Genomic DNA, 13738 nt, shown 5'->3' on the forward strand with positions numbered 1-13738 from the left:
GGGAGGTGCCGGTGCGAGCCAGGGAGGAAAAGAATGGCCGGCTGGATCGAAGCCTGCGGGGCGGACGATGTGGACGAGGAGGATGTGATCCGCTTCGACCATGAAGGCCGCACCTTCGCCATCTATCGCTCGCCCGATGACGAGTATTTCGCGACCGACGGGCTTTGCACGCATGAGAAGATCCATCTGGCCGATGGGCTTGTGATGGACGACATCATCGAATGCCCCAAGCACAATGGCCGCTTCAACTACAAGACGGGCCAAGCCAAGGGCGCGCCGGTCTGCGTCAACCTCAAGACCTATCCGGTCAAGGTCGAGGGCGGGCAGGTTTTCGTGCAGATTGACTGAACCCTGAGCATGCCTTGGCTGGCCCATGAGAGGGTCTGGCCAGGAGATGGGTCGATCGTCCGGGAGGAGGGCGTTGATGGCATCCGACAAGAGCGCGTCCGGCCCGCAGGGCATGGTGATCGTGGGTGCGGGCGAATGCGGCATTCGTGCCGCCATGGCGCTGCGCGAGGAAGGTTATGGCGGGCCGGTCACGCTGATCGGCGCCGAACCCCATTTGCCCTATGAGCGCCCGCCGCTGTCCAAGGCGGTGCTCCTAGGTGACGACGCGCCATCGCCAAAGACCATCGCGAACGAGGCGCGGCTTTTCGAGGCGGCGGTGCTGCATCTCAGTTCGGTCACCGCAACGGGCATCGACCGTGAAGCCAAGAGCGTTTCGCTGAGCAACGGCAGAGGCCTTCACTACAGCAAGCTGCTCTTGGCCACGGGAGCCGACCCGCGCCCTTACGCGCTTGCCGAAGGCCTTTCCCACGTCTTCACCTTGCGCACCTTCGACGACGCGCTCGCCATCCGCTCGCGGCTCGGGCCGGGGTGTCGTCTGGCCATCATCGGTGGTGGCTTCATCGGGCTCGAACTGGCTGCCGCTGCCCGGACGCGGCGTGCCGATGTGACGGTGATCGAGGCCGCGCCGCGCATTCTGGGGCGCGCCGTGCCCACTGAGATCGCGCAAGTGATCCATGCCCGTCATGCGCGCGAAGGCGTGCGCATTCTGGTCGGCGCTGCCATCGCGGATATGAAGGAGCAGAACGGCGGCATCCTGATTAAGCTGCAGCCTGCTTTAAAGGACGAGGCGGGTCCATCCGCAGTGCAAGCCGATCTGGTCGTGGTTGGCATCGGCGCGCAGCCCAACACGGCGCTCGCTGAAGCGGCAGGGCTCACTGTGGAGAACGGGATCGCGGTCGACGCTCACCTGCGTACCTCAGATCCCGATATCTTTGCTGCCGGCGACTGCTGTTCCTTTCCGCTTGCCTATCAGGATGGCCGGCGCGTGCGCCTCGAGGCTTGGCGCAACGCGCAGGAGCAGGGAACGCTCGCGGCCCGCAACATGCTGGGCGGCAGGCAAGCCCACGTCGCCGTGCCATGGTTCTGGTCGGACCAGTATGATCTCGGCCTGCAGATGGCCGGGCTGGCGGACCGCGCGACGCAAGTGGTCCGCCGCGACCTCGGCTCCGAGAGTTTCCTGCTTTTCCATCTCGATGCCGAGGGCCGGTTGGTGGCCGCGAGCGGGATCGGGCCGGGCACGAGCATCGCCAGAGATATTCGCCTGGCCGAAATGATGATCGCACGCGGGGCGCGCCCCGATCCGCTGAAGCTGGCGAATGCCGAGAGCAAATTGAAGGCGCTGTTGGCGGCCTGAAACCGAAGGGGAGAGTTGATGGGGCAGAGGCCGACGGTTGCCGATATCCGCGCGATGAAGGGGCGGCATCAATACACGATGCTGCGTGTGGAAACGCTGGACGAGCTCGCGGCGGCCGAGAAGGCCGGCGTCGAAATGGTGTCGGTGCCGCCCACGATGATGGTCCTGCCGCATTTTCGCGAGATCGCGCCGAGCCTGTTCGCGGTTCCGGGCGAGAACTTCTATGAGATCGGCACGGCCGACGATTTCGTGCGCTGGGCTTTTCGCATGCTGAAAGCCGGTGCCGATGCGGTTTATTGCTCGGCCGGTTTTGCGACCGTCAGGCGGCTCGCCGACGACAATGTTCCGGTGATCGGCCATGTCGGGCTGATCCCTTCTCGTGCCACCTGGACGGGCGGCTTCAAGGCGGTCGGCAAGACGGCCGACAGCGCCATGCAGATCTTCGAGGCGGTCAAGGCCTATGAGAAGGCGGGCGCCTTCGGGGCGGAGATCGAGGTCGTGCCCGCCGAGGTCGCCAGCGCCATCAGCGAGCGCACCTCGCTCTTTCTGGTGAGCATGGGTGCGGGCACGGGCTGTGACTGCCAGTATCTCTTCGCCGACGACGTGCTGGGACAGAACCGTGGCCACGTGCCCCGTCATGCCAAGCGCTATCGTGATTTCGCCACCGAGTTCGACCGTCTGCAAAACGAACGCGTGGCCGCATTCGCTGAATTCGTGTCGGATGTCCGGAGCGGCGCCTATCCCGAACAGCGCCACCTCGTAGGCCTGGATCGGACCGAAATGGAACGTTTCCTCCAACGCGTCGGCGCGTCTGATGGCTGAACGAGGTGGCGCTCATTGGTCTTTCTGGAACAGGCCTCGACATTGGGCGCTCGTCGAAAGAAAAGATAAACCTATGATCGGAAACGGTTTTCGAAAGGCGCGGTGCGTTTGGAGCGGCTTAGATGATGCTCAGGAATAAGGATACCGTTTGGCAGCTTTCACTGCCGCGACAGCCTGCATGTGAGCAAACTGCTTGACGCAATGATACGGTTGATAGAGTAAATGTTTCATCAGGTCGGCGAATAGCGGATTGGTTCGAAGCCGGCCTGTCGAGCGGGAGTGGAGGCCTGCTCGCGGTCTTGGATGCGCCTGCAGCGGTGCAGGCATGTCGAGGTCGGAAGACGTCCTTGGTGGAACGGCTGGGTCGAGGACCCTTTGGAGGAGAACGACAATGAAGAAATTGCTTTTGGGAACCGCACTCGCCGTGCTCATGACGGGTGCTGCCCGCGCGGAAACGGTCGGCGTGTCGATGGCGCTGTTTGACGACAACTTCCTGACCGTGCTGCGCAACGGCATGCAGGACTATGCCAAGACGCTCGACGGCGTGACGCTGCAGATCGAAGACGCGCAGAACGACGTCGCTAAGCAACAGAGCCAGATCCAGAATTTCATCGCAGCCGGCGTGGACGCCATCATCGTCAACCCCGTGGATACCGACGCGACGGCCGCCATGTCGAAGATCGCAGCGGATGCCAAGATTCCGCTGGTCTATGTCAACCGCCAGCCGGTGAACGTGGAAGACCTGCCGGACAACCAGGCTTTCGTGGCGTCCGACGAGAAGGAATCCGGCACGCTGGAAACCAAGGAAGTCTGTCGTTTGCTGAAGGAAGCCGGCAAGACCGAGGCCAACATCGTGGTGATGATGGGCGAGCTTTCCAACCAGGCGGCGCGCCAGCGCACGCAGGACATCCATGACGTGATCGCCACGCCCGAGTGCTCCTTCATGAAGATTGCCGAGGAGCAGACCGCCAACTGGTCCCGCCAGCAGGGTGCCGATCTGGTGACCAACTGGTTGTCCGCCGGCCTGCAGTTCGATGCGGTCGTCGCCAACAACGACGAAATGGCCATCGGCGCCATTCAGGCCCTCAAGGCTGCTGGAACCGACATGAAGAGCGTGATCATCGGCGGTGTCGATGCCACGCAGGATGCGCTGGCTTCCATGGAAGCGGGCGATCTCGACGTCACCGTGTTCCAGAACGCGGCGGGCCAGGGCAAGGGTTCGCTCGATGCCGCGCTCAAGCTCGCCAAGGGCGAGAAGGTGGAGCGCAAGGTCTATATTCCCTTCGAGTTGGTGACGCCCGCCAACCTGAAGGATTATCAGAGCAAGAACTGACGACAGGGCCCGGCCGCGGCGAGAGCCACGCGCCGGGCTCTTTTCTTTCCGCAAGGAGTGACGTCATGCTCAGCCCCACGACCATGGCTGCCGTGCGCAAGAGCGGCGCGGTGCCTGCTGCCGATTACCTGCTGGAAGTCGAGAACGTCCGCAAGGAGTTTCCCGGCGTGCTGGCGCTCGACGACGTGCAGTTCAAGCTCCGGCGCGGCACCGTGCACGCGCTGATGGGCGAGAACGGCGCGGGCAAGTCCACGCTGATGAAAATCCTCGCGGGCATCTACACACCCGATGCGGGATCATTCCTGCTCAAGAAGCAGCCGATCCGGCTGAAATCACCGCTCGATGCGCTCGAAAACGGCATCGCCATGATCCATCAGGAACTGAACCTGATGCCTTTCATGACGGTGGCCGAGAATATCTGGATCAGGCGGGAGCCGATGAGCCGGCTGGGCCTCGTGGATCACGCCAGGATGCGCGCGATGACGGCGAAGCTCTTCGAGCGTCTGCGGATCGACATCGATCCCGATGCGGAAGTGCGCGACTTGTCCGTCGCCAGCCGCCAGATGGTCGAGATCGCCAAGGCCGTTTCCTATGAATCCGACGTGCTGATCATGGACGAGCCGACCTCCGCGCTGACCGAGCGCGAGGTGGAGCATCTCTTCACCATCATCCGCGCGCTGCGCGCGGAAGGGATCGGCATCGTCTACATCACCCACAAGATGAACGAGCTGTTCGAGATCGCCGACGAGTTCTCGGTCTTTCGCGACGGCAAGTTCATCGGCACGCATGCTTCCACCGATGTGACGCGCGACGACATCATCCGCATGATGGTGGGCCGCGAGATCACCCAGATGTTTCCCAAGGAAGAGGTGCCGATCGGCGAGGTTGTCCTGTCGATCGAGAAGCTCTCGCTCGACCGGGTTTTCGATGACGTGTCCTTCGAAGTCCGCGCGGGCGAGATCCTGGGGATCGCCGGCCTTGTCGGCTCAGGCCGCTCGAATGTCGCCGAGACCATCTTCGGCGTGACCCCCGCCTCGTCCGGCACGATCCGCATCCGGGGCAAGGAGGTACGCATCGACACCCCCAACACGGCGATCCGCCACGGCATGGCGTTTCTCACCGAGGATCGCAAGGATACCGGCTGCCTTCTTTCCCTCGACGTGCTCGAGAACATGCAGGTGGCCGTTCTCCAGGAACGCTTCACCAAAGCGGGCTTCGTCGCGGAAGGCGCGCTGCAGCGGGTTTGCGCGGAAATGAGCGAAAAGCTTCGCGTGAAGACGCCGAGCCTGAGCGAGAAGGTCGAGAACCTGTCGGGCGGCAACCAGCAGAAGGTGCTCATTGGGCGCTGGCTTCTGACCGACCCGAAGATCCTGATCCTGGACGAGCCGACGCGCGGCATCGATGTCGGTGCCAAGGCGGAGATCCATCGCCTCGTCACGCAGCTTGCGCGCCAGGGTGTGGCGATCATCATGATCTCGTCGGAAATGCCCGAGGTGCTCGGCATGAGCGACCGCATCATGGTCATGCATGGCGGGCGCGTCACCGGTTTCCTGGATCGCGAGGAGGCGAGCCAGGTGAAGGTCATGGAGCTTGCGGCGCGCTGAGAGGCGGCCTGCGGAGGACAAGACGATGACTGCAGCAACACCCCATTCCACGGATACCACACATCCGCTGGCGACCACCGCCCGGCCGCGGCGCAGGCGGCTGCCATCCGAGATCAACATCCTGCTCGTGCTCTTGGGCATCGCGCTGATCTATGAGGTGCTGGGCTGGCTCCTCGTCGGCCAGAGCTTCCTTGCCAACCCGCAGCGTCTGACTATCATGATCCTGCAGGTGTCGGTGATCGGCATCATCGCGGTGGGCGTCACGCAGGTGATCATCACCGGCGGCATCGACCTGTCATCGGGCTCGGTGGTGGGCATGACGGCGATGATCGCGGCGAGTTTCGCACAGTCATCCGCCTGGAGCCGCGCGCTCTACCCTGCGCTCACCGACCTGCCGGCCATCGTGCCGATCCTGATCGGGCTTTTGATCGGCCTTGCCGCGGGCGTGATCAACGGCGCGTTGATCGCCTACACCAAGATTCCGCCTTTCATCGCCACGCTCGGCATGATGGTGTCCGCGCGCGGCGTGTCCAAGTGGTACACCAAGGGGCAACCCGTTTCGGGTCTGACAGAACAGTTCAACTTCATCGGCTCGGGCATCTGGCCCGTGGTGGTGTTCCTGGTAGTGGCCGCGATCTTCCATGTGGCGCTGCGCTACACGCGCTACGGCAAGTTCACCTATGCGATCGGCGCCAACGTTCAGGCCGCGCGGGTGTCGGGCATCAATGTCGAACGCCATTTGGTGAAGGTCTATGCCATCGCCGGCCTTCTCTCTGGCCTTGCCGGCATCGTCACCGCCGCACGTGCCCAGACGGCGCAGGCCGGCATGGGCGTGACATACGAACTCGACGCCATCGCGGCCGCCGTGATTGGCGGCGTGAGCCTTGCTGGCGGTATCGGCCGCATCACCGGCACGGTGATCGGCACGATCATTCTCGGTATCATGACCTCCGGCTTCACGTTCCTCCGGGTCGATGCCTTCTATCAGGAGATCGTCAAGGGCATGATCATCGTGGCCGCCGTGGTGGTGGACGTTTACCGCCACAACAAGCGGCGCAAATAGAACCTCCCGAGGCTGGGCCGCGCCTTTTCCCCGAGGCGCGGTCCGGCCGCCTCCTTTTGGCGAAATCTCTCGCACACTCCGAATTTTCGCATTCCCAAGACTTGAAAGGTGCATTCATGACAGTTCGCTTTGGCCTGCTCGGCGCGGGCCGCATCGGCAAGGTTCACGCCAAGGCGGTGGGATCGAACCCCGATGCCGAATTGACGGCGGTGGCCGACGCATTCACGCAGGCCGCCGACGACATCGCGCGAGCCTATGGCGCGGAGGTGCGGACCATCGAGGAGATCGAGGCGGCCGACGACATCGACGCGGTGGTCATCTGCACGCCGACCGATACCCATGCCGACCTGATCGAGCGCTTCGCTCGCGCCGGCAAGGCGGTGTTCTGCGAAAAGCCGATCGATCTCGATGCGGCCCGCGTGGAGTCCTGCCTGAAGGTGGTGGAGGAAACCGATGCCACCTTGATGGTCGGCTTCAACCGTCGCTTCGATCCGCATTTCATGGCCGTCAAGCAGGCCATCGACGACGGCGCCGTAGGCACGGTCGAGATGGTCTCGATCACCTCGCGCGATCCGGGCCCGCCGCCGCTCGACTATATCGGCCGCTCGGGCGGCATCTTCCGCGACATGACCATCCACGACTTCGACATGGCGCGCTTTCTGCTCGGCGAAGAGCCCGTGCAGGTCTCGGCCCATGGCGCGGTGCTGGTGGACAAGGCCATCGGCGAGGCGGGCGACTACGACAGCGCGAGCGTGATCCTCGTGACCGGAACGGGCAAGCAATGCGTGATCTCGAACTCGCGCCGCGCCACCTACGGCTATGACCAGCGCATCGAGGTGCATGGCTCGGAAGGCATGGTCGCCGCCGAGAACCAGCGCCCGGTCTCGATCGAACTGGCCAACGCCAAGGGCTATACCCGCCCGCCGCTGCACGACTTCTTCATGACGCGCTACACGCAGGCCTATGCCAACGAGATCGCCGGCTTCATTCAGAGCCTGAAGACCAAGCAGCCGGCGAGCCCCAGCGGCAAGGACGGGCTAATGGCGCTCAAGCTCGCCGATGCCGCCGTGCAATCGGCGAAAGAGGGGCGGGCCGTAAAGGTCGAAAGCTGAGATCCCGGCCATGGACAGTAATACGCGCAACGGAAACACGCGCGCCATCATCACGGGTGGCGCGCAAGGCCTCGGGCTCGCGATAGCCCACCAGCTCGCCGAGGAGGGCGCTCAGGCGCTTGTCCTGATCGGCCGCTCGGAGGAAAAAGGCCGCGCGGCGGTCGCCGCGATCGAGGCGCTGGGCGCGGAAGCGCACTTCATCAGCGCGGAACTGTCCGACATCGACGCCTGCCAGCGTGCAGGTGCGCAAGCCCTGGAGCGGCTCGGCACGGTCAACGCGCTGGTGAACGCTGCGGCGACATCCGCGCGGGGCACCCTCGTCGACACCACGCCCGCACTGTTCGACCGCATTTTCGCGACCAATGTCCGCGCACCTTTCTTTCTGATGCAAGCGGTGGTCGCGCATCTCCTCAACAGCGGGAGCACGGGATCGATCGTCAACGTCCTTTCCATGGCCGCGCATGGGGGCGCATCCTATCTCTCGCCTTATGCGGCATCGAAAGGCGCCTTGGCGACGCTGACGCGCAATGCGGCCCATGCCTATCGCGGCAGCCGCATCCGTGTGAATGCCGTGTTGCCGGGATGGATGGACACCCCTGGCGAGACGGTCGTCCAGCAGACCTTCCACGATGCAGGCGAGAACTGGCTGGCCGAGGCCGAGGCTGGTCAGCCGATGGGCCAGCTCGTGAAGCCGGACCAGCTCGCAATGCTCGTGGCCTATATGATCTCACCCCAATCCGGCGTGATGACCGGCGCGCTCGTGGACTACGACCAGACCGTGGTGGGCGCGGCCGACTGATGGCACATGCCGTGCGAGCACATCTCGAAAATGCCCGCGAACAGCAAACATACGGCGCCTAGCGCTTTCGGAGATCGCAGGATCATGGACCTGAAATTCGCCCTCAACCATATGACCGCGCCAAGGCTGAACAGCCGTGCCTTCATCGATCTGGCGGCATCGCTCGGCTGCGTCGGCGTCGAGCTCCGCAACGATCTGGCGGACAAGAAACTGACCGACGCGGCTTTCTTCGATGGCGAGACACCGGCCGCCATCGGCGGATATGCGCGCGAAAAAGGGCTGCGGCTGCTCGGGCTTTCGGAGGTCTATGGGTTCAATGCGTGGTCGGAAGAGGTCGAACGAAAGGTGCAGCGCCTGATCGACCAGGCCAAGGAGGCCGGTGCGGAGTCGATCAGCCTGATCCCGCGCAACGATGCACCGGACTATGGTGCGGGCGAGCGCGACCGGGCGCTGGAGGAGGCGCTTGGCAAGATCCTGCCGATGCTCGATAAAGCGCAACTGATCGGCCTGATCGAGCCGCTCGGTTTCACCACCTCCTCCCTGCGCCACAAGGCGGATGCGCTGGCTGCGATCGAGGCGGTGGGTGGACGGGATCACTTCAAGCTCGTCCATGACACGTTCCATCACCATCTTGCCGGCGAAACCGATTTCTTTCCCGAGCAGACAGGCATCGTCCATATTTCGGGCGTGGTCGATCCGGCCTTAAGCGCCGACGAGATGCAGGACGGCCATCGCATTCTGGTGGATAGGCAGGACAGGCTCGGCAATATCGAGCAGATCGCTGCGCTCCGGGCCCAAGGTTATGAAGGGGCCTTTTCCTTCGAACCGTTCTCGCCAGAGGTCCATGGCAGCGAGAACCTCCCGGCGGAACTGGAGAACAGTTTCACCTTCATCCGCGAGGGCGTTGCGCAGCGGTTGCAGGCTTAGACGAAGACGGCCTGAATTCCCGCCAATCGAGGCCACGTGTCCCCTTCCGTGCCGCTCTCAAGCTGTGTCTGAAGGGCAGCAGCACGGTTGATGGATGGAGCCTGGTATCTCACGCGATCGCCGGAGGTTTCCGATTATCGGTTCTGTCTTGCCTGACGTGGCGTCTGCCCCGTCTTGTCCTGAAAGACCTTCGCGAAGCGCTGGGGGTTGGGAAAGCCGCAGCGGGCGCTGATTTCCAGAACCGAAAGGCTGGTTTGCTGCAGGAGCCGCTTGGCGAGTTCGACGCGCATGGCCTGGAGTGCCGCTTTCGGCCCGAGATGGATGTCCGCTTGGAACGCGCGTTCCAACTGCCGGCGGGACACGGAAAGCCGCTCGGCGATCAGCGCCACGTCCACGTCGTCTTCGATCAGGCTTTGCATCAAAAGCAGGGCCCGGCGGACGAGGTGGTTGGAGGCGCTGGCCAAAAGCTCGCCCTTCGGCTGCAGGTCGGCCAAGCCCCGGACGCGATCGAGAAGCAGGATCTTGGCCGCTTTCTCGACCGGCTCGTCGCCGGCCAGCTCGCGCACATAGTGGCTGGCCAGATCGGCGGCACCCGCACCGCCCGCGCATGTCGCGCGGTCGCGATCGATGGAAAACAGCGACACGGCTTCCGCCGCGACGCCCGGAAACTCGTCCTGGAACTGCTGCAGATGGAACTGGCTGACGCAGACCCTGTAGCCGTCGAGAAGCCCAAGCCTGGCAAGGTGGAAGGAGGCGGTGCAGAGTGCGGTGAGTGGGATGGCTTTACGCGCCGCCTCGAGCACGAAGCGCTCCTTGTCCGAGCCCAAGGTCTTGGCAGGCGTCAGCAGTCCGCCGACCAGGACGATGTGGTCATAATCGGCCGGGTCGCCCAGCTTCGCGGTCGGCATCATCTCGAAACCCGCGCTCGAGCGGACTGGCAGGCCGCGGTCGCCCACGATCTGCCAATCGAACATCACCCGCCGGCTGCGGTCGCCCTCGTCGCCGGCAAGCCGCAGCGTGTCTACGAACATGGCAAGCGGCGACAGCGTGAAGTCGCGCGCCAGAACGAAGCCGAACCTCTTGGTCAAGTTGCCGATTTCCTGGAATCAGGGTGCTGCATGAGGATGACGTTTCGCAGCGATTCTGCAAGCTGTCGCCGCGGTGAAGGCAGGCGACTTTCCTCACCTCTCGAACAGGCTCGATGCTTCGGCTTCTGCCTTTGTTGCCGTTCTCAGATAGGGCTGCGTGAACACTCAAACATTGCCGAACACCGGAAGCGGCGCAGTGAGCCTCGGCAGATCGCCGAGCCGGCTTGCCGCCTCTGGATACCGTCAACTGAACAGCCTGTCTTCCCCTTGTCGCGCGGCGGCAATCTCGGCCGGTGTGGGTTGGCGCAAGACTTCGATGCCGCGGCTCTCGCTCGACCAGCTGATCAGGCCCTGATCGTTGAACTGACCCAGCCAGTAATCCATGCACCAGCGGCCATGGCGTCCGTGAAACAGTTCGGCATTGCGCAGGATGTGTTCGAAATGCTGCAGGGGCGGCACGGAGATCGCGTGGTGCTGGTGGTAGCAGCGTGCGCCGCCGGTCCAGAAGAAGCGCAGGCCTGAAGCGGCGATGCGTGCGGCGAAGTCGGTTTCCTCGCCGCCATAACCCACGAATGCCTCGTCCATGCCGCCGATCGTGAGATAAAGCTGGCGGAGCAGCGCAAAGGATAGTCCCCAGAGCTCCCCCGCATTCGGCTCCTCGCGCACGCCATGGCTAGGAGTAACAGGCTTTGCAGGATGGGTTTGGCCGAGCCTGTCTAGGCTTGCGAAATCGAGGGTGTCGCCGACGGCACCAGCCGGCAGGTAGAACACCTCGCCCAGAAACAGGCCATCCCGTTCGCTCGCTGCCGCGCGATAGGCTTCGACGGTGCGGGGGCTTGCGATGCAGTCCACGTCGAGAAAGATCAGAAGGTCTCCGCTCGCCGCGTCCGCCGCGCGGTTGCGTGCTTTCGCCAGCGGCATCGGCTCGCCTGTCACCATCACATGACGGACCGGACAGCCGGGATCGGGCAGGCCCTCGAAAGGCGCATCCTGCATCCAGGCGATCACCAACTCGTCCGGCGCCGTTGTCTGCGCCGCGATGCTTTTGAGAAGATTGCCGAGATGCGCTTCGCGTCCGCGAACGAGGGTCAGGACGCTTGTGCGCATGCGGCCATTCTCGACTGGTTGCGGAAATGGAGCACGCCTTCGATGATGCCGCGCGCATATTTCTGGCGCGCCACATAGGAATGGCCCAAGCCCTCCACGCTGGCGAGATCGTCGGAGAAGTTCGCGACGATGATGGCCTGCGGGATGGTTCGCAGCATTTCGATATCGTTGCCGGAATCGCCCGCCACGAACACGGCATCCTGCGTGAGGCCGTAGTGCTTGCGGACGAAATCCACCGCCGTGCCCTTGGAAGCGCGGATCGGCAGGATGTCGAGGTAGCGCGCATGGCTGTGGATCACCGAGCAGCGCAGCCCGGCCGCTTCCAACCGCGCCTGCACACGCTTGACGATGCCGGGGCTGCCATCCGTGAAGTAGCTCAGCTTGTGCGCCCGCTGTTCGAGGGGTGCCTGCGGATGAATGCCCGCAAGCCCTCCGAGCGCTGCATGGGCCGCCGCGCGGTCCCAGCCCCTGGACACGATGGTGCGCCATTTCGGATCGAGGCTGTAGGTCGTGCCGTTCGGATCGAGATGATAGATTTCCGAGCCCACCGAGGTGATCATCACCTGCGGGCGCGGCGCATCCTGCTGTTCGAGGATCGCCATGGCGCTGTGGAAGGAGCGGCCCGTGGCGATGCCGAAGGCGAGACGGTCCTCGCCCGAACGCCACTCGCCGAAGGAGCGCATGGAATCGGCGCAGCCGACCAGCGTGTTGTCGATGTCGCAGATCAGGAGCTGCTCGGGATTGCTCAGACCTGGCTTGGGGTTAAGCAGCGAGCGAACCAATCCGTGATAGCGGCTGGCATGGCGGTCCCAGTCATAGGCGCGAACGGCGACGGCACCTTGCGCCGAATAGCTGTCCCAAAGTTCGGCATCGCCCAGCACGCTCAGGCAAGCTTTCGCGATGGCATCCGGCGAGCGCGGATCGACCAGCACGCCGTTCCGGCACATTTCCACGATATCGTTGGGCCCGCCGGAGTCCGTCGCAACCAGCGGCAGTCCGACCGCCGAGGCTTCGAGCAGCGTCAGCCCGAAAGGCTCGTTGAGCGCCGGATTGACGAACACGCCGCGCCGCTCGCGGGCATAGGCGTAAAGGGCAGGCACATCGTCGGGGCGGTGGGTCTTGGGGTAGGCGACGGAGCCGTAAAGATCGTAGCGGTCGATGAGATGCAGCAGGTCGCGCACGGTTTCCGCCATGTCGCCGTCGAGGTCGGCATAGTCGTCGCGCGTGCCGGCGATCAGCACGAGATTGGCCTTGCGGCGAAGGGCCTTGTTTTCGCCGAAGGCTTTCACCAGCGCGCCGAGGTTCTTCTTGCGAACGGGGCGCGCGAGCGCGAGGATCTGCGGCTTGGAAGGGTCCGCCAGAAAGCGGTCGATGGAGGCGCGCACCGCCTTGGTCGAAGAGGCGCCCGAGAAGCGTGCGAGGTCGCTGCCCGGCGGCAGGATGCGGATGCGGCCCGGCGCGTAATGATCGTAGAACGCGTATTGCACTTCAGCCTCGTCGCGCGAGGACGCGATGATGGCGCTGGCTCTCGCAGCCGCTGTTTCTTCCGCCGCGATCCGTTCGGGCAACCCGCGCCGACCTTCCGCGTCGAGACTGATCGCACGCTCCTTCACGCGGCCGAGCGAGTGGCCGGTGAAGACAAAGGGAATGCCGAGTTGCTCTTCGACAAGCGAGGCGATGATCGCCGCATCCGCATAATGCGCATGGAGCATGTCGGGGCGCACATTCTGCCGCTCGATAAAGGCAATCAATTCGCCGGCAAATGATCTCGTCTCGGTGTGGAGGTCTTCCTTGATGAGATAATGCGGGAGCGTGGTCGCGAGCCTGACGATCTCGATCTTGTCGTCGACCTGCTCGTGGGCTTTGGAATAGCAGGTGCCGTAGTCGCTTTCGAAGCGCCGCGTGGCGATCACGATGCGGCTGACGTCCCGATCTTTAGCCGACGCATCGACGAGGTCCAGGAGATAGCGGATATGGCCGCCGGTATCGGCCGTCAGGCCATATTCGACATCATGGCCGCGCAGGCACCCTTGAAGTGCGACATGCAAGATGAACATTACCAACCTCCCCTGAGTGCTCCACAAAACCTCGAGGCTGAGAACCAGCGAGGGATTTTGGCAGGCACTCCAACTCAGAACAATTCGGGACGGAGAACCGGGCCATAATGTCTGACAGCCCAGA

General features: G+C 63.8%; 12 protein-coding genes. 9 read left to right on the forward strand and 3 right to left on the reverse strand.

Going from position 1 to position 13738, the window contains the following annotated elements; translation table 11 throughout:
* Positions 1-33: 33 nt before the first annotated feature.
* From NGM99_RS04410 to NGM99_RS04450, 9 genes are all read left to right on the forward strand, one after another.
* Positions 34-348 carry a MocE family 2Fe-2S type ferredoxin gene (locus NGM99_RS04410; protein ID WP_252816370.1) on the forward strand — a complete coding sequence of 105 codons (315 nt, stop codon included), beginning with the start codon at positions 34-36 and terminating at the stop codon, positions 346-348.
* A 76-nt stretch (positions 349-424) separates the two neighbouring features.
* Complete coding sequence (locus tag NGM99_RS04415) at positions 425-1702, forward strand: NAD(P)/FAD-dependent oxidoreductase (protein WP_252816372.1); 1278 nt, start codon at positions 425-427, stop codon at positions 1700-1702.
* Between the two features lie 15 nt (positions 1703-1717).
* Positions 1718-2524 carry a 3-methyl-2-oxobutanoate hydroxymethyltransferase gene (locus NGM99_RS04420; RefSeq protein ID WP_252816374.1) on the forward strand — a complete coding sequence of 269 codons (807 nt, stop codon included), beginning with the start codon at positions 1718-1720 and terminating at the stop codon, positions 2522-2524.
* Positions 2525-2915: 391 nt separating this feature from the next.
* Positions 2916-3857, forward strand: coding sequence for a sugar ABC transporter substrate-binding protein (locus tag NGM99_RS04425; protein ID WP_252816376.1), 942 nt, complete (start codon positions 2916-2918; stop codon positions 3855-3857).
* Between the two features lie 65 nt (positions 3858-3922).
* Entirely contained in the window at positions 3923-5461 is a 1539-nt protein-coding gene (locus tag NGM99_RS04430; protein ID WP_252816378.1) for a sugar ABC transporter ATP-binding protein, read from the forward strand.
* A gap of 25 nt (positions 5462-5486) precedes the next feature.
* The gene (locus tag NGM99_RS04435) at positions 5487-6524 is read left to right on the forward strand and encodes an ABC transporter permease (protein WP_252816380.1); all 1038 of its coding nucleotides are present in this window, start codon (positions 5487-5489) and stop codon (positions 6522-6524) included.
* A gap of 116 nt (positions 6525-6640) precedes the next feature.
* A complete protein-coding gene (iolG, locus tag NGM99_RS04440; protein WP_252816382.1) occupies positions 6641-7636 on the forward strand; it encodes an inositol 2-dehydrogenase in 996 nt (331 codons plus the stop codon).
* 10 nt (positions 7637-7646) lie between these two features.
* The gene (locus tag NGM99_RS04445; RefSeq protein ID WP_252816384.1) at positions 7647-8435 is read left to right on the forward strand and encodes an SDR family oxidoreductase; all 789 of its coding nucleotides are present in this window, start codon (positions 7647-7649) and stop codon (positions 8433-8435) included.
* Positions 8436-8519: 84 nt separating this feature from the next.
* Positions 8520-9362, forward strand: coding sequence for a TIM barrel protein (locus NGM99_RS04450; RefSeq protein ID WP_252816388.1), 843 nt, complete (start codon positions 8520-8522; stop codon positions 9360-9362).
* A gap of 134 nt (positions 9363-9496) precedes the next feature.
* Here the strand turns inward: NGM99_RS04450 and NGM99_RS04455 are convergent, their stop codons facing one another.
* From NGM99_RS04455 to NGM99_RS04465, 3 genes are all read right to left on the reverse strand, one after another.
* Positions 9497-10450, reverse strand: a complete 954-nt coding sequence (locus tag NGM99_RS04455) for a GlxA family transcriptional regulator (protein WP_252816390.1) — start codon at positions 10448-10450, stop codon at positions 9497-9499.
* A gap of 243 nt (positions 10451-10693) precedes the next feature.
* Positions 10694-11557, reverse strand: a complete 864-nt coding sequence (locus NGM99_RS04460) for a glycosyltransferase family 2 protein (protein ID WP_252816391.1) — start codon at positions 11555-11557, stop codon at positions 10694-10696.
* Positions 11539-13614: an HAD-IIB family hydrolase gene (locus NGM99_RS04465; RefSeq protein ID WP_252816393.1), complete on the reverse strand. Its 2076-nt coding sequence runs from the start codon at positions 13612-13614 to the stop codon at positions 11539-11541. The genes NGM99_RS04460 and NGM99_RS04465 overlap by 19 nt, the downstream gene beginning before the upstream one ends.
* Between the last annotated feature and the right edge of the window lie 124 nt (positions 13615-13738).

Source organism: Mesorhizobium liriopis (assembly GCF_024053505.1).
Classification (GTDB): domain Bacteria; phylum Pseudomonadota; class Alphaproteobacteria; order Rhizobiales; family Rhizobiaceae; genus Mesorhizobium_B; species Mesorhizobium_B liriopis.